Annotated in this window: 14 protein-coding genes and 1 pseudogene; 14 read left to right on the top strand and 1 reads right to left on the bottom strand. The window is 62.4% G+C overall.

Annotated features, from left to right (window positions below; all coding sequences use genetic code 11):
• Positions 1 to 217 precede the first annotated feature (217 nt).
• Positions 218 to 463 (bottom strand): annotated as a pseudogene (locus NUW13_11850) (tyrosine-type recombinase/integrase).
• Positions 464 to 1,221: 758 nt separating this feature from the next.
• Here NUW13_11850 and NUW13_11855 point away from each other — a divergent pair.
• The 14 genes from NUW13_11855 (at position 1,222) to NUW13_11920 (ending at position 17,051) form a co-directional block, all read left to right on the top strand.
• Positions 1,222 to 1,836: a hypothetical protein gene (locus NUW13_11855; protein MCR4439715.1), complete on the top strand. Its 615-nt coding sequence runs from the start codon at positions 1,222 to 1,224 to the stop codon at positions 1,834 to 1,836.
• Positions 1,837 to 1,863: 27 nt separating this feature from the next.
• Entirely contained in the window at positions 1,864 to 3,048 is a 1,185-nt protein-coding gene (locus tag NUW13_11860) for a divergent polysaccharide deacetylase family protein (GenBank protein ID MCR4439716.1), read from the top strand.
• The gene (locus tag NUW13_11865) at positions 3,041 to 3,775 is read left to right on the top strand and encodes a pyridoxine 5'-phosphate synthase (protein ID MCR4439717.1); all 735 of its coding nucleotides are present in this window, start codon (positions 3,041 to 3,043) and stop codon (positions 3,773 to 3,775) included. The genes NUW13_11860 and NUW13_11865 overlap by 8 nt, the downstream gene beginning before the upstream one ends.
• A gap of 28 nt (positions 3,776 to 3,803) precedes the next feature.
• Positions 3,804 to 4,343 carry an HD domain-containing protein gene (locus NUW13_11870; protein ID MCR4439718.1) on the top strand — a complete coding sequence of 180 codons (540 nt, stop codon included), beginning with the start codon at positions 3,804 to 3,806 and terminating at the stop codon, positions 4,341 to 4,343.
• Positions 4,344 to 4,366: 23 nt separating this feature from the next.
• Positions 4,367 to 5,743 carry a tryptophanase gene (locus NUW13_11875; protein ID MCR4439719.1) on the top strand — a complete coding sequence of 459 codons (1,377 nt, stop codon included), beginning with the start codon at positions 4,367 to 4,369 and terminating at the stop codon, positions 5,741 to 5,743.
• Positions 5,740 to 6,414, top strand: coding sequence for an HAD family phosphatase (locus NUW13_11880; GenBank protein MCR4439720.1), 675 nt, complete (start codon positions 5,740 to 5,742; stop codon positions 6,412 to 6,414). The genes NUW13_11875 and NUW13_11880 overlap by 4 nt, the downstream gene beginning before the upstream one ends.
• Before the next feature lie 214 nt (positions 6,415 to 6,628).
• On the top strand, positions 6,629 to 7,819 hold the full coding sequence (locus NUW13_11885) for a hypothetical protein (protein ID MCR4439721.1): 1,191 nt from the start codon (positions 6,629 to 6,631) through the stop codon (positions 7,817 to 7,819).
• Positions 7,820 to 7,823: 4 nt separating this feature from the next.
• Positions 7,824 to 9,275, top strand: coding sequence for a hypothetical protein (locus tag NUW13_11890; protein ID MCR4439722.1), 1,452 nt, complete (start codon positions 7,824 to 7,826; stop codon positions 9,273 to 9,275).
• Between the two features lie 11 nt (positions 9,276 to 9,286).
• A complete protein-coding gene (locus tag NUW13_11895) occupies positions 9,287 to 10,255 on the top strand; it encodes a hypothetical protein (GenBank protein MCR4439723.1) in 969 nt (322 codons plus the stop codon).
• A gap of 15 nt (positions 10,256 to 10,270) precedes the next feature.
• A complete protein-coding gene (locus NUW13_11900; GenBank protein ID MCR4439724.1) occupies positions 10,271 to 11,179 on the top strand; it encodes a PorV/PorQ family protein in 909 nt (302 codons plus the stop codon).
• A 16-nt stretch (positions 11,180 to 11,195) separates the two neighbouring features.
• Positions 11,196 to 12,314 carry an isocitrate/isopropylmalate dehydrogenase family protein gene (locus tag NUW13_11905; protein ID MCR4439725.1) on the top strand — a complete coding sequence of 373 codons (1,119 nt, stop codon included), beginning with the start codon at positions 11,196 to 11,198 and terminating at the stop codon, positions 12,312 to 12,314.
• 61 nt (positions 12,315 to 12,375) lie between these two features.
• Positions 12,376 to 14,538: a DUF1926 domain-containing protein gene (locus NUW13_11910; protein MCR4439726.1), complete on the top strand. Its 2,163-nt coding sequence runs from the start codon at positions 12,376 to 12,378 to the stop codon at positions 14,536 to 14,538.
• A complete protein-coding gene (locus tag NUW13_11915; protein ID MCR4439727.1) occupies positions 14,517 to 16,124 on the top strand; it encodes a S41 family peptidase in 1,608 nt (535 codons plus the stop codon). Before NUW13_11910 ends, NUW13_11915 begins: the two co-directional genes overlap by 22 nt.
• Positions 16,125 to 16,436: 312 nt before the next feature.
• Positions 16,437 to 17,051, top strand: a complete 615-nt coding sequence (locus NUW13_11920; protein ID MCR4439728.1) for a MotA/TolQ/ExbB proton channel family protein — start codon at positions 16,437 to 16,439, stop codon at positions 17,049 to 17,051.
• The last annotated feature ends 19 nt before the right edge of the window (positions 17,052 to 17,070 follow it).

The raw sequence follows: 17,070 nt of genomic DNA on the forward strand, positions 1-17,070 counted from the left end.
CACAATTACCTGCCATTTTGCTACACTTATGCATCTCGCCCAACGCTGTTTACATGGATCCCCATAGCACCCCAAACTCCCTTACCGTCGCGGCATAAGACGTCTGCGGATGAAGCATCACTTCCCTCCAACCGGTGAGCTATCAGGCTGCTGCGGCGAGGCACTGTCCTTATCACACGGTCTTATGCGGATCGGCATAACAGTCTCCATGATCACCTCAAGGCACATCATCGAGGCTGCCGACCGCGGCCGGCCCGCGGTTAAGCACGTGGGTACACACCATGGTCCTCTTCACGTCCTTGTGACCAAGGGCCTCCTGGACTGTTCGAATGTCGTAGCCGCTCTCCAGCAGGTCTGTTGCGAAAGGATGCCGAAACGTATGGCATGTAGCGCGCTTGGCCAATCCAGCCTTGGTGATGGCATCCTTTACCGCTTCTTGCACCAGTGATTCGTCTCTGTGATGGGGCTCTTCCTTGCCAGTCTCTAGGTCCTTGCGGCTGTTTCCCTGGGGGAAACCCCATTCCCGGCGCCATTCGGCGGGCGCGCGCGGATACTTGCGGTGCAGAGTGGCTGGCATTTGCACCCAGCCCCATCCCCCTCGTGGAGCACTTTGACCTCCCGCAAATGGTCGCGAAGGGGGCGCTTGAGCGATCCCCGAAGCACGGTCCCTCGCTCCTTGCCACCCTCGCCGTCGCGGGCGATGATTTCACTCCGCGCGAAGTCAGTCTCCTGAACCCGCAGTTGCCGCATTGCCTTGCCGTGGCCCAGCACCATGTCCCGTGGATGGCGGAGGCGCTGAAAGCGGACAAAGCGCCCGACCCATTTCGCGTAGGCCTGGATCGTACGGCGTCTGCAATGGGGGGCACAAGTGGCCTCGCGCAGCTGGTTGAGGAGCTTGCGTGGTCGTCCATCTCCGCACAAGGGCCGCTCGGTGTGAAGGGCAGTCATGATGCTCAACCCCGTCGTCGGTATTTGACCAACCCTTTCGGTGGCAATTTACCAAAGTGCCGTGCAAAAGTCAAGAGTTTTCCTGAGTTCTTATGGAGGGATCGGGCACTTTGCCCTTGCAAAAGTGGGGGAATTGTCCTATATTCGCCACGACCCAGGGACGGCCAGAAGTCACGCGCTACGGCGCTGGCCCCGGAGCAAAGGTGCAAGCCTCTTCGGCGGGTCGGCAGAGACAAGCGTGAGCGGTGCCAAAGGCGAGGTGCGACTCGGGCGGTGAGACGCAAACGATGGAACGCAAGTCTGAAGGGGGCAGTCGTTCTGCTGGCACTGCTAGGGGTGCAGTGCAAGAACCCTTTTGCCACCCGCGAGGCAGAGCCGCCCACCGGCGGGCGCACGCCTTGGATCCCACCCACTTCACCCACCCTGGTGCTGGCGAATCTGCGCAACGCTATTTCCGGCAAGAGCGTCGATAACTATCTGCGCTGCCTCAGCGACGGTTCGTCCGGCCGTCGCCCGTTTGTCTTCATCCCCGACCAGGGTGTTGCCTCGCTGAACCCCGGCTTCTTCGACCGCTGGGGCATTGTCAGCGAAGAGAACTATCTCCGGCAACTGTTTGCCGTGGTGCCTCAGGACTCGCTGCACAAGCTGGAGCTTGAGCTTGTCTCGGAGAACTCTTTTCCCGACTCGGCCGTGGTGGTGGAGAACTATGTGCTGACCGCGCACCACACCCTGCGCGACCCCTCTTATCCGCGCCAGGCGCAGGGCCAAGCCGAGTTCCGCCTCCTGTTGGACCAGCAAAGTGGCTACTGGTACATCTGGCGCTGGCACGACAGCGGCACAGGCCAGGCCCATTCATGGAGCACGTTCAAGGCGGTTTTTGGGAAGTGACGACGGCAGGCTCACCGAGCGAAGGCCATGCGCAGACGACGCACATACCGGAGCCCACGCACCTGGCGACGAATGACCGGCTACCTGCTGCTCATTGGGGCCGTCGTCTTGGTGTTCTTCATCGTCTACGGCAGGCAGCGAGGCGCTGGGGGGCGCGTGGAGCGCAAGATCCCCTCAACGGCAGAGCTCAGGTCAGCGGTGTTGCAGCAAGCGGCCAGGCACGGCGTCGGAGAGCAGCAGGTCACCACAGAAGGGCAGTGGCTTGTCCTCTCTGTTCCGCCGGAAAAGTCGGTCCCCGAGTTGGTTGCCGAAATAGCCCGGAGCGCGCCTGCCATGGGTGCCACCGTGGAGCCTTCAGAGACGGCGCCGGGTGGCGACTCGGCGCGGCTCGTTCTCCGCCTGAAAGGCCAAGCAGCATTGCGCCTCCGCATCCAAAAGGCCCTGGCTCCGGGCCACGAAAGGCCCCTTATCGCTCTGGTCATCGATGACTTTGGCTACTCCGCCGGCGAATTGGCGAAGGAATCTCTCGACCTGCCCTGTGCCCTAACCGTGTCGGTGATCCCCGGGTTGCCCTTTTCGCGGGAGGTGGCCGAGCTGGCGGCGGCAGCAGGCAAAGAGGTGATGGTGCACATGCCCATGGAGGCCTTGCACGAGTCCGTGGAGGATCGGGGCTCCACGCTGTTTGTCCACCTCAGTGACGAGGAGATCCGCCAGCGGGTAGATCGTGCCATTGCCAGTGTGCCCCATGCCGCAGGCCTCAACAATCACCAGGGCTCCCGGGCCACGGCCGACGAGCGGGTTATGACCCTCGTCATGGAAGAACTGAGAGGGCGTGGCCTGTACTTTGTGGACAGTCGCACGAACAGCATGAGCATCGCCTACGAGGTCGCCCTTCGCATGCAGGTGCCCTGCACTGCTAACGCCGCGTTCCTGGACGTCGAAGCAGACACGGCCAAGGTACGGCAGCAGCTCTGGCGGCTCGCCCACCTGGCAAAGCGGCAGGGGCGGGCACTGGGCATCGGCCACCTGCGACGGACCACCCTGGAGGCGCTTCGTGAGGAGGTGCCGAAGCTCCAGCAGCAAGGTTACCAGTTTGTGACTGTGTCGAGACTTCTACGCGTATCCCGACCCATTGCTATGCATTCCGACAGGCAAACGGTTCTGGCAAGACTGGCAGAGAGGGGCAGAGTTTGGAGGACTGCACATGCTTAGACTCGGGGTGAACATCGATTTAGTCGCAGTGATCCGTGCTGATCGTCGCGGCAAGGAACCCAATCCTGTGGCCGCCGCGCTGCAAGCGGAGGTCGGCGGCGCCGACGGGGTCGTGGCCACCCTGCGCGAAGACCGGCGCTACCTGACTGAGCGCGACATGGCTTTGCTCAAGGAAACGGTGACCACCCACTTCAACCTGCGTGTAGCAGCGAGCGAAGAGATGGCCAAGAGGGCAGTGGCTATCCTGCCCGACATGGCGACCCTGATTCCTCCCCTGGCGCAGGGGGTGGTGCCAAGCACGGGACTGGACGTGGCGGCGGGCCCGGAGCCATTGGAGGACCTGGTGGCCACCTTGCGCTCCAGCAACATCGTGGTAGCGGCGCGCATCGAGCCGGATTTGCGGCAGGTGAAGGCGGCTGCGCACGTCGGCGTCGACTACGTGGAGCTGAACACGACGCCGTTGGCCATGGCCCAGGATTTGGACGCCCAGACCGAACAATTGGAGAAGCTGCGCGCGGCGGCGTTGGCCGCCAGCAAGTTAGGGCTTGGCGTGAGCGCTGCCGGCGGGTTGAACTATCAGAACGTGCGCGAGGTGGCAAAAATCCCCCAGATCGAAGAAGTGAACATTGGGCACGCGCTCGTCTGCCGCGCCCTGCTGGTGGGATTGGCCCAGGCGGTGCGCGACATGACCACCCTTCTGCGGGAGTGTAGCCCGCCTGGCGAGTGACCAGGAACCAAAAGAGGAGTATCGACTCGTGGAGAGCGCTGACAAGCTGCGAAAACTGTTCCCTGAGCTGGCCATGATTAGCGACGAGAGCCTGCGCGAGAAGACCCTGGCGGTAATGGTCGACGCCTTGCGGCGCGGCGGCTGGTCGGTCGAGGACTTAGCCACCATGCCCTTCACCTTGCTCATCCCCAACTGCAAGGTGAGCTACTTGACCCACGTGCGGGCAGTTACCCAAATTGCCATCAGAGCTGCCCAGGCGTTGTCTGAGCACTATGCGGGTCACCTCTCCCTGAACATGGATGTGCTGGTGGCGGGCGCGTTGCTGCATGACGTGGGTAAGCTCCTGGAGTTTCGACGCGAGACGGCAGGGTTCACTAAGAGTGCCGGCGGTAGACTCCTGCGCCACCCCTTCAGTGGCGTCGGATTGGCGGTGGCCCACCTCCTGCCCGACGAAGTGGTGCACATCATCGCCGTGCATGCCAAAGAGGGGGACGGCGGCTACCGCAGCCCGGAGGCGGTGATTGTGCATCATGCCGACTTTATCACCTTTGAGCCGTTGCGCGGTTGAGCAATCAGGCAGAGGGAGGGCGCATGGAACAACTGTTCGAGCCGTTCAAGATCAAAGTCGTGGAGCCCATCAAGCGCACCACGCGTGAGGAACGCGACCGCTTGCTGCGCCAGGCTGGGCTGAATGTGTTCAACCTGCCCGCCGAAAGCATCCTCATTGACCTGCTCACCGACAGCGGCACCTCGGCGATGAGCGACAACCAGTGGGCGGGAATGATGTTGGGCGACGAATCTTATGCCGGCAGCCGCAACTACTTTCACCTGGAAGAGACCGTGCGCCGGATTTTCGGCTTTAAGCACATCATCCCTACGCACCAAGGGCGCTCTGCGGAGAATCTGCTCTTCTCGGTAACGGTGAGCAAGGGCAAGGTAGTCCCCAACAACAACCATTTCGACACGACGCGTGCCAACGTTCTCCACAACGGTGGCGTGGCGCTGGACCTGGTGATTGACGAGGGACGCGACCCCCATCTTGACCACCCCTTCAAGGGGAACATGGACCTGGTCAAGCTGCAGCAGGCGGTCGACACGTACGGCCCCGAGAAGATCCCTCTGTGCATGATCACGGTGACCAACAACAGCGGTGGCGGCCAGCCCGTGTCCATGGAGAACATTCGCAAGACCAAGGAGCTGCTCAGCAGGTACGGGATTCCCCTGTTTTTCGATGCCTGTCGGTTCGCGGAGAACTGCTACTTCATCAAGGAGCGGGAGGAGGGGTACCGGCATACCCCGGTCATCGATATCGCGCGCGAGATGTTTTCCTACGGCGATGGCTGCACCATGAGCGCCAAGAAGGATGGCTTGGTCAACATAGGCGGCTTCCTGTGCATGAATGACGATAAGCTGTGCGAGAAGGTGTCCCACCTGCTCATCCTGGTGGAGGGGTTCACTACCTACGGAGGGCTGGCCGGCAGAGACTTGGAGGCGATTGCCCGGGGCCTTGAGGGGGTGTTGGACGAGGACTATCTCCGCTTCCGCATCGGGCAGGTGCGCTACTTGGGGGAGCTGTTGGACAAGGCGGGCGTGCCGATTCTGAAGCCAGTGGGTGGCCACGCCGTGTACCTGAACGCCCGCGAGTTTCTGCCACACATCCCGCCGGCTCAGTTCCCCGGTCAGGCGCTGGTGGTGGCTCTTTACCGGGAGTTTGGTGTTCGCGCCGTGGAAATTGGCAGTCTGATGTTTGCCGAGAAGGACCCGGCAACCGGCAAAGTCCGCCATCCGACCTTGGAACTGGTCCGGCTGGCCATACCACGGCGCGTCTACACCACGATGCACATGAACTATGTCGCTGATGCAGTCATTCGCCTTTACCAGATGCGCGATACCATCAAGGGGCTGCGCCTGGTCTACGAGGCGCCGCTGCTGCGCCACTTCACGGCACGGCTCGAGGAGGTGTCGTGATTCGGGCGGTGCTGTTCGACTTTGACGGGGTGATTGGCGACACCATGTCCTGGCACTTGGCCGCGTGGAAAGAAGTGCTCGGCACGGTGGGCATTGACCTGAAGCCGGAAATGGTGCTCAAAAACGAAGGGCGGCCGGCGGCGGAAATCGCCATGATCATTGCCCGCACCGTGGGTGTGCCGCTCTCGCCGGAGAAGGCCGAGGAGGTGGCACGCCGCAAGAACGAGCGCTTCCGGGCCATTCATCGGGCCTCAGCAGCCCCAGGCGCCCTTGAGTTGGTCGCGGAGCTCAAGCGTCGCGGCGTGAAGGTGGCACTGGTCACCGGCACCGAGCGCGCCAACGTGACGGCCGTGCTGCCGGCTGAGCTGGTCGACATGTTCGATGTCATCGTCGCGGCAGGAGACGCTGAGCGCGGCAAGCCGTATCCCGACCCCTACCTGCTTGCGGCGCAGCGGATGGGCGTGCCGCCGAGCAGATGTCTGGTGGTAGAGAATGCACCCTCTGGCATTCGGGCGGCGCGGGCCGCCGGCATGGCCTGCGTGGCTTTGCGCACCACCCTCGACGATGAATACTTCGCGGGCGCCGACGTGGTCCTTGCCGACCTGCGTGCCCTTCACGCCCACCTGGACAAACTGGGGATCGGAAAGCGGTCAGCCAGAAAAATGGCTTGATTTTTCTGGGTCGTTTGGCTACATTTGCTTGCACACGACAGAGAAGCTGGAGGTCGCCTCGAGTCGATTCTTGCTAGGGATTTGTCCGGTTGCAGCATGGTTTTTGGTCTGAGAACGCGTTCGATTTCCTAGCGGCTCGGAGGGCGGCTTTGCCTTTTGACTTATGGACCGGGTGCCGACCGAGCAGACATCCGGCCTTTTTGTATGAGGGTGGATGATGCGTTTCGCTTGCGGGGCCATCGTGGCCTTGTGCACATGGCTGGCGTGCAGCTCAGAGCCCCCCAACCACTGGGAGGCCGACGCCCCGCGCATTGTAGAGATCAGGGTGCCATCGGTGCTCAATCGCTCGCAAACGTACCCGATCCAGGCCGTAGTGGCAGACCCGCAGGGAGCCCCTGACGTGCGCTATGTGCTCATGACGCGTTATGCCCAAGGGATCGCCGTCGCCACCGACACCTTGTGGGACGACGGCGGCTTCCTGCACCCGGACGATGGGGACGAGATTGCCAAGGACGGCGTCTTTTCGCAACGCATCCGCTGGACCTCAACACAGAGCGCCGCGGAAAGCCTCTCCCTTGAGTTCCGCGCCGTCGACCAGGCGGGCCACTGGTCGGAGACGGTGGTGAAAAGCGTGCTTCTGCGCGCCAACTCACCGCCGCTGATCGTCACCCTGAGCGTACCGGACACACTGCCCAGTGGTTTCCAGGGGAGCTACCTGTTTTGTGCGGAGGTATTCGACTCGCAAGGCGTGGCTGATGTCAGCGTGGTTCGTTTTCGCGCCTTGCAGGGGGGAGCATGGGCCTTCGACGGGGTACTTGTCGATGATGGCACGCAAGGAGACGAGGCGGCTGGCGACGGGCGCTTTTCCATGCGTGTGGAGGCCGCCTTTGCTGCCGGCAAGAAAGGGGACTACCGGCTCATCTTCGTTGCAGCGGATTTGGGAGGAGCGCAGAGCCCTGAGGTGCAGGCACAGCTCTTCATCGCCAACGGACCACCCATGCTGAGCCAGTTGAGCCTGCCAGATTCCGTGACCAAACCGGCGAGCGGCGTTATCTTCGTGCCGATTACCGTAGCCGCGAGCGATCCCCAGTCACTGACTGATATCAAGCGCGTCGGCTTCACTTCACAGAAGCCAGATCTGTCCTATGCCAACGGCGGGCAACCGGTCCCGATGGTGGACAACGGCTTGCCGTTTGATCCGCTGGTGAGCCAGGCTTACGGAGACCAGGTGGCCGGCGACGGAGTGTATACCTTCACGCTGGTGGTGTATGCCGACCAGGAGGCGAGCAAGTGGGACCCACGGGGCAGCCCGATTCAGCAGGGATGGTACACCTTTACCTTTCAGGCGGAGGACAAAGTTGGAAATACCAGTGAGGCAATCGCTCGCCCCTTCAAGATCAAGTAGCCGGGTGCGCGGAGCGTGGCGCTCGGGTCTTGTCGTGGTGCTCCTGCTTGCCATAGCCCCTGTGGGGAGCAGCGCGCAAGTGCTGGCTAGGTTAGGTTATCGGTTCAACCAACCGGCGCCGGTACCGTGGCTGGCAGGCAACGCGGTGACGGACATCCTGATCGCCGGGGGAAAGGTCTGGGCAGGCACCGGTGGAGGGCTCAGCGTGAGTGAAGACGGCGGCAGGAGCTGGCGTTCCTATTCCCGCGCCCACGGCCTCGGCAAAGGGGGGGTGTCGGCGCTGGCAAGGCGCAGGGACACCATCTGGACTGCCACCGCCTTCGACACCCTCATTACCAACATTGGCTACCTGCCGGCAGGGGGCGGGCTCTCCTATAGCGTCGACGGAGGGGCCACCTGGCAGTGGATCCCCCAGCCTGGGCCGACCCCGGTGCAAAACGTCACCTATGACATCGCCCTGACAGACGAGGCGGTCTGGATCACCAGCTGGGGAGGCGGGCTGCGACGCTCGCTGGACATGGGCGCGACCTGGGAGGTAGTGACTCCGGACACCTTCCTGTTTGACCCCTACGGCAACCTCAACCATCGCGCCTTTGCGGTGATCGCCGTCGACGACACGCTCTGGGTCGGCACTGCCAAAGGGATCAACAAGTCCATTGACGGCGGCCGCACATGGGTGAACATGAACCACCAGAACCAACCGCGGCCCATCTCGGGCAACTTTGTGGTGGCTCTTGCCCATCAGCGCTCTCAGGGAAAGTCGCTCTTGTGGGCGGCAACCGTCGAGGCGGAGGATCCAGATGAGTTCCGGGCGGTCTCCGTGTCCGACGACGGCGGCAGGAGCTGGCGGACCGTGCTGCGCGGCGAGTTTGTGCACAACTTTGGCTTTGACCCGGTGGCTGGCACCGTCTATGCGGTCTCCGACAACGGCCTTTGGAAGTCCGTGGCGCCGGATTCCTTCCTTGTCTTTCCGCCCATCGTCGACACAGATACCGGCCAGCGTGTCTACACCACGCAGTTCTATTGTGCGGCCGTGGGCCAGGACGGTTACCTCTGGGTAGGCACAGCCGACGGGCTGGCCAGAACGAACAACAACGGCTTCACCTGGCAGGTGTTTCGCGCCTATGTGCCCACTGGGAGCGGAGGAGCGCCACGCACCTACGCCTACCCGAACCCGTTTTCGCCGATGCGCCACAACCAGCTCGGAGCGGATGGCTACGTGCGCTTCCAGTACAACACCACCAAGCCCGCGCGGGTTACCATCCGCATCTACGATTTTGCCATGGACCTGGTGGCCACTGTGGTCGAGGGTAAAGCAAGGCCAGCGGGAGATTTCAGCGAGGCCTGGAACGGCCGCAATGACCGTGGCGACCTGGTGGCGAATGGCGTCTACTTCTACCGCCTGGACATCGAGGGGGAAGGCACGTTCTGGGGCAAGGTGATGATTCTGAACTGAGTGGAGGAGCGATGAGGAGGCGGCTGCTAATCGGGGGGATCGGCGTCGGCTGGTTGTTGGTGAGCTCCGTAACCTTGGCGGGACAGGGTATCGGCGGCTACGCAGGGGCGTTTCTGCGCATGGGGGTGGCTCCCCGAGCCCAGGCGATGGGGGATGCCTTCGTGGCAGTGCCGGAGGGGCCGGGCATTGGCCTGTACAACCCAGCAGGCGTGGCGCTGCTTGGTGGGCCACAGGCGACTGCAGGCGCGGGCGCCCTGGCCTTGGATCGCTCCCTTTACGTGCTCGGTTTCGCATTGCCGATTCACCCCAAAGGCATCGGTGCCATGGACGGCGGCCTCGGGTTAACCTGGGTCCACGGCGCTGTGCATGACATTGACGGCCGCGACGCCGACGGCGTGCACATCGGAACGTTCTCCAATGCGGAGAATGCTTTCGTTTTCTCCTTTGCGGTGCGGCCGCACCGCATGGTGGCTGTGGGCATGACCGGGCTGATCCTTTACAACCGCCTGCCTGGCGTGACGCGCGACAACGGTACTCTCACCAGTTCAGGGGTGGGCGTGCACTTGGGCGTGGCCGCTATGCCCCTGGCGGGCCTGGTGGTGGGGGCGACAGTGCATAACATCAATGCCAAGTACACGTGGAATACCGAGAGCGTGTACGAGCACGGCACCAGTGTCGTGGACCGCTTCCCGCTCTGTTTGCGCGCCGGCGCGTCGTATCGCCCGGCGTGGGGTTGGCTGCTCGTGAGCGCGGAGCTGGAGCAGAGCGACCGGCAGGGCACATTGTACCGCCTCGGCGTGGAAGCAACCGTCAGCAGGCAGTTAGCGCTGCGCGGCGGGGTTGACAACGGCCGCCTGCGCTGCGGTATTGGCTTGACCTTCCCGATGTTCGGTCGGGCTGTGGCGTTGGACTATGCCTTTCTGCCCACCGTCGAGGGCCTTGCGCCGGACCACATGTTCGCCTGGGTCTTCCACTTCTAAAAGCAGGAGCAACTCATGCATCGTTGGCTCTCTGTAGGGATGTTGCTGATAGCGGGGACCGTGGCGGCAGGGCAGTCTGGGCAAACCGGGTTTGCCCTCCTCAGAATGAACTCGGGCGCCCGCGCCGCTGCCCTGGCAGGGGCAGGGACTGCCTCGGCCGTCGACGCCAGCGCTGCCTTCGCCAACCCGGCGGGTGTGGCCACCTTGCGGGGCAGCGAGCTCTATTTCGCCCATGACGAGTGGCTACAAGGGGTTGACCACGACCTGCTGGCAGTGGCAATTGTCAGCAGGAAGAGCGCCTGGGCGGTCAGCCTGGCCCATCTGGCGGTGGGGGAGATCGAACTGCGCACCATGCCCTCCGCAGAGCCGCTTGCTTCCGTCTCAGCCCATGAGGTGGTTGTCGGCCTGAGCCATGCGCGCCAGTGGCACGACCGACTCCATCTCGGGATCACGGCGAAGTACTTGTACGACAAGATCTACCTCGACACCGCCGGAGGGCTGGCGGTCGATGTCGGCGGTTTCTGTGAGACTGGCTGGTACGGCATAGCCTGCGGCGCAGCCGTGCGCAACCTCGGCACCACCGGTCGCCTGCGCGATGAGCGCGTACCCCTGCCGTATCAGGTGCAAGCAGGGCTTTCCCGGCCGGTGCACCTTCCTGCCCTCCAGAGCAGTCTGCTCCTGGCCGCTGATGTGCTTTTTGAACGAGGGCAGAGCGCAAAGCTCTTGTTTGGGGCAGAAGGCCTGTTGCGCGAGGTCGTGGCACTGCACATAGGGTACGCAGCAGGCTACGACTCGCGAAGGCTTTCCTTCGGGCTCGGCGTAGCAAGCGGCCGCTACCGCCTGGACTATGCCTATACGCCGTTCCCAAATGACCTGGGCAGCACCCAGCAAGTATCGCTTTCTATTGCGCTAAGCAAACGGTAACTTCGCAGGAGGAGAGATGGCCAAATACCGCATCGCATGGCTACCGGGTGATGGCATTGGCAAGGATGTGATGGAGGCGGCGCGGATCGTCCTGGACAGGCTCGAGTTCGATGCCGAATACCTGCCTGGCGACATCGGCTGGGAGTTCTGGTGCAAGGAAGGCAACCCGCTCCCAGACCGCACCATCAAGCTCCTCAAAGAGACCGACTGTTGCCTGTTCGGGGCCATCACCTCCAAGCCCAAGGAAGAGGCAGAGAAGGAGCTCATTCCGCAGCTGCAGGGGAAAGGCCTCGTCTACTCCAGCCCCATCGTGCGTTTGCGCCAGGAGTTCAACCTGCGCACGAATCTGCGACCGTGTCGGGCCTACGAAGGAAACCCCTTGAACTACCGCGAGGGGATCGACCTGGTGGTCTTTCGGGAGAATACCGAGGACCTGTACGCCGGCGTAGAGTTCCATCCGGTGCCGCGTGCGGTGCGCAGTCTCCTGGAGGAGCATAACGCCAAGATGCGCCGTTTCGCCCACGTGGCCGACGAAGACATGGCCATCTCCCTGCGCATCATCACGCGGCAGGCGAGCAGGAATATCGTGCGCGATGCCTTCGAGTATGCGCGCAAGCATGGCTACAAGAGCGTGACGGTGGTGGAAAAGCCCAACGTCATCCGCGAGACCTCCGGCATGATGATCCGTGAGGCGCGCAAGGTGGCCCAGGAATACCCTGAGATCCAGCTGTGGGAGGCGAACATCGACGCCATCTGCATGTGGCTGCTGAAGAACCCGTTAGACTATGGTGTCCTGGTGACTTCGAACATGTTCGGCGACATCATCTCGGACCTGTGCGCGCAGCTGGTAGGGGGAATGGGGTTTGCCAGCAGCGGCAACATCGGCGACAATTATGCGATCTTCGAGCCCACCCACGGCTCCGCGCCGAAATATGCCGGCCAGTACAAAGTGAACCCGATGGCCATGCTCTTGGCCGTCAAGCTGATGTTCGATTGGCTCGGCGAGAAGGACATGGCCCAGCGCTTGGAAGGTGCCATCGCCCAAGTGATCAAAGAGGGCAAGGTGCGCACCTACGACATGGGAGGCAATGCCAGCACCTTGGACCTGGCTCGGGCCGTGGCCAGCAAGCTGTGAGCCACGGGAGCGAGGCGGCACACCATTACCAGGACAGAGCAGAAGAGCGGCGAGGGATGGAGTGAGGAAAATCAACATCGCACTTGGCGTCCATAGCCATCAGCCTGTGGGCAACTTTGACTTTGTGTTCCAAGAGGGCTTTGACAAGGCCTATTTGCCCTTCCTGGAGGCGCTCTATCGCCACCCTCACATCAAAGTGGCCCTCCACTACACGGGGATTCTCTTGGAGTGGATTGCGACGCGCTATCCGCACTTTGTGGCGCTGCTGCGCGAGATGGTGGCTCGTGGCCAGGTGGAGATGATGACCGGCGGCTACTATGAGCCGATCATGATCACCATCCCGGATGAGGATAAGCTCGGGCAGATCGAAAAGCTGACCAGCTACGTCGCTACGCTGACCGGCTACCAGGCCACCGGCATGTGGCTGGCCGAACGCATCTGGGAGCCGCACCTCCCTACGCCACTGACCAGGGCCGGCATTCGCTACACGGTGGTGGATGACGCGCACTTCAAGTACGCCGGCCTGCGCGAAGAGCAGCTTCTGGGGTACTTCCTCACGGAGAACGAAGGGGATACGCTTGCCGTTTTTCCCACCAGTGAACGGTTGCGCTACGCCATCCCTTTCCAGGAGCCGGAAGTGACCATCGACTATCTCCGCACCTTGGCCAGCGAGGATGGCAACCGGCTCGTGGTCTTTGCTGACGACGGCGAGAAGTTTGGCATCTGGCCGGGAACCCACAAGCACTGTTACACCGACCGCTGGCTGGAGCGCTTCCTCACCTCCCTCGAGGAGAACAGCGACTGGATCACCATCGTTCACTTCTCCGAGGCATTGGAGCAGCTTCCTCCGGCAGGGCGGGTTTACCTTCCCACTGCCTCCTACCGCGAGATGATGGAGTGGGCGCTCCCCGCGCGTGCCATGCACGAGTACGAGGACTTTGAGCAGAAGCTTGCCCAGGCGCAGCTCTTCGAGCGCTACAAGGTGTTCGTGCGTGGAGGCTTCTGGCGGAACTTTCTGGCCAAGTATCCTGAAGCCAACCACATGCACAAGCGTATGTTGCGCGTGAGCAGGAGAGTCTCCCGGCTGGCGCACCGGCAGCGCAGCACGCTCATCTCGCAGGCGCGCGACCACCTGTGGGCAGGGCAGTGCAATTGTCCCTACTGGCACGGCGTGTTCGGAGGGCTGTACCTGAACAACTTGCGGGCAGCCATCTACAAAGAGCTCATCTCCGCAGAGCAGCTCCTGGACCGTGTGGAACAGGCCCGCCGCACCAAGAAATGGGTGACAGTACAAGTGAGCGACTTTGACGCCGACGGTCACAGCGAGGTCATTGCCGAGACCGACCGCTTCAACCTTTACCTCGCCCCGGCAAGAGGGGGCGTGTTGACCGAGTGGGACTATAAGCCGAAGGCAATCAATCTCCTGGACACAATCGCGCGCCGGGAGGAAGGGTACCATCGCAAGTTGGCCATTGCCGCTGGTGGGGCGCAAGATTCGCCTGGCCAGAAGAGCGTCGCCAGCATTCACGACCTCGTCTTGGTAAAAGAGCAAGGCCTTGAGCGCCGCCTCCACTACGACTGGTACGAGCACAAGTCCCTCGTCGACCACTTCCTGGGGCCAGATACGACCTTAGAGGAGCTGGCCTCTGCACGCTACGACGAGCGCGGCGACTTTGTGGGTGCTCACTACGAGCTGGCCGTCGCCAAAGAGCGCGGCACAGCCGAGATCGTTTTGCGCAGAAGCGGCCAGGTGAACGTAGGAACTGTTGCGCGCGCCCTCGAGCTCACCAAGCGGGTGCTGGTCAGCGCGGGGCGCGACGAAGTGCTCGCTCGCTATGAGTTGCACAATCCGGAGCGGGAGGATTTTGAGCTGCTCTTTGGTGTCGAGTTCAACGTAGCTCTGCAGGCTGGCCAGGCGCCGGACCGCTATTTTACCTTTGACGGGCGCAAGCCTGCCCAAGCGCACTTGGCGAGCACCGGTGAAGAGCAACGAGTCCATGAGGTGGCGCTCACCGACGAGTGGCGGCAACTCCGCGTCAGCCTCGCCTTCGATCTGCCGGCTACAGTTTGGCGATTTCCCATCGAGACGATCTCGCAGTCGGAAGGTGGGTTTGAACGGGTGTACCAGAGCTCGGCAGTCGTACCCTTGTGGCGCGTGGTGATACCGGCTGGCGAGGACTGGCGTGTCCAGGTGGGCATGAAGTGCGAGGTGCTTGGCAGTTGAGCATCCGCTGGAAATGGACAGCAGGAGTTTTCCTCTTCCTATCTGCTGCCTTCGCACTTCGCCTTGACAGCAAGGCAGCAGGGGCCGTCGCTGTTGCCCAGGACCACCTGCGGCGCTTTGTTGAGGTCCTTAACGCCGTCCGCCGCTACTACGTGGAGGAGGTAGACACAGGGCGGCTGGCGGATGCCGCGATTCGCGGCATGCTCAGCGAGCTCGACCCGCACACTACCTACATCCCGCCAAGCAAGGCGGCGCAAAGTGAACAGCGCCACAACGGCTTCTATGAGGGCACGGGGATCGAGTTCATGGTGCTGAACAAGGTGCCGGTGGTCGTGGCCCCGCAGACCGGCAGTCCAGCCGAGCGGGCGGGCATTCGGCCTGGCGATCGCATCCTGCGCATCGATGATCAGTCCACCCTGGGACTGGACGCCCGGGAAATCGAAGAGCGCCTGCGGGGCAGGATGGGTAGCACCGTGACCTTGAGCCTGCGGAGGCCTGGCGCAAGCGAACTGCTCAAGGTACAGCTGCAGCGGGAGCGCATCCCTCTGGCGAGTGTGGCTTGTGCCTTCATGCTAGAAGGGCGCACCGGCTACGTGCGGCTGGCGTCTTTCTCGCGCACGGCCAGCCGCGAGCTGGACCGCGCCCTGGCCGAGCTCCGGCGGCAGGGCATGGAGCAACTCCTCCTTGACCTACGCTCCAATGCCGGTGGCTTCTTGGAGCAAGCCTATGAGGTGGCAGACCGCTTCATTCCCGGCGGGAGGACGATCGTCTACACCAGGGGACGTGGAGCCCATGCCAGCGAGCAGCTCTGCTCCTCAGACCCTACGCCCTATGCAGATCTTCCCCTCGTAGTCCTTGTGGACGGCGGCTCTGCCAGTGCTGCAGAAGTGGTGGCGGGCGCTCTGCAGGATTGGGATCGCGCCCCAATCGTCGGTGAGCCGACTTTTGGCAAGGCCCTCGTCCAGAGTGAAGTACCGCTGAGCAATGGTGGCGCCCTGCGCATCACCATAGCTCGCTACTACACGCCAAGTGGGCGACTCATCCAGCGCGCATTGGAGGACTTGGAATTGGCAAACGGCACCGCACCGCTCGACCAGACCAGACCCGCGCGCCCCCAGTTTCGCACCATGGGTGGCCGGACGGTCTACGGAGGTGGTGGCATTGTACCGGACGTCGAGGTGGCCGCTCCTGCGCCAAGCGCACTCAGCCTTCAGTTGATCGCCGACGGATTCTTCTTCGAATACGGGGCTGACTACGCGGCGCGACACCGAAGCCTGGCACGAAACTTCGCTGCCTTCAAACAGCGCTTTGTGGTTGACGAAGGAATGCTTCTCGAGTTCCGGCGGCTCCTGTTGCGCCGGAGGGTGGGTGTAGATGAACATGTGGCGCAGGCAGAGCGAGAGCTGTGGCGGCAGGCCATTAAGAGCGAGATTGCCCGGCACCTGTGGGGAACGGAGCGGTTCTACGAGGTGGCCGCTGCCCAGGACGCCCAGGTGAGAGCGGCTTTGGCGCAGTTCCCTGAGGCCAAGCGCCTGCTCCAGGCGGGAATGCGAAGCTCCGTTTCGCGTCTGCAAACCGGGGAATAGACAGAACCTCGCAGCGGACACAAGGCGAGCGCACGAGACAAAGCAAAGACGGGGACGCAGCGGCGCGGTGCGTTATGCCAAACTGCTGGAGAACAGAGGTTGGGGCCCTGCTGCCCTGTGGGCGAGGAGCCGGGGACGCGCAGATGGTCGCAGAGGGGAAAAGCACGCGACGATAACACCAGCTGAGGTGCCCCAAAACTGCGCCATCGAGAAAAAAGTATTGACATTTACGCAAAAATTCGCTATACTTATAAGCAAGACAGACGGGCCGTCCGTTGCAGGTTTCTAACTTGTTGAAGAGGAGGAGGTAGCATGCTCGAACTGTATCTTCGTGGCGGCGCATTCATGTGGCCGATTTTGGCGCTGCTCATCCTAGGTCTGGCAATCAGTTTCGAGCGGTTGTGGACCCTCTCGCGGGCCTCGGTCAAGACGAAGGAGTTCCTGGCCCAGATTCGCGAAGCGCTGAAGGGCGGCGGCGTCAAGCTCGCGCTGGAACTGTGCGAGAAGACGCGTGGTCCGGTGGCGGCGATCTTCCACGCTGGTCTGCTGCGCGCCGACCGTGGCATTGACCAGGTCGAGAAGGCCATTGTCAATGCCGGTTCTATCGAGATGGCATTCTTGGAAAGAGGCCTGGTGTGGTTGGCCACGGTGGTGAGTGTGGCACCCATGCTTGGCTTCTTGGGTACCGTGTGGGGAATGGTGAACGCTTTTGACGCCATTGCCAAGGCCAATGACATCTCCCCCACCATTGTTGCCGACGGTATTTCGCAAGCGTTGCTCACCACCGTGTTCGGGTTGATCGTGGCCATCATCACGCAGGCGGCCCACAACTATTTTGTATCACGCATCGACCGCTTGGTTATTGACATGGAGGAGAGCTCGGTCGACCTTATCGACACGCTGGTGGAGGTGGAGAAGACCAAGTAGCTCTTAGCGAGGAACTTAG

It is taken from the genome of candidate division KSB1 bacterium (genome assembly GCA_024655945.1).
Classification (GTDB): Bacteria; Zhuqueibacterota; Zhuqueibacteria; order JANLFK01; family Oleimicrobiaceae; genus Oleimicrobium.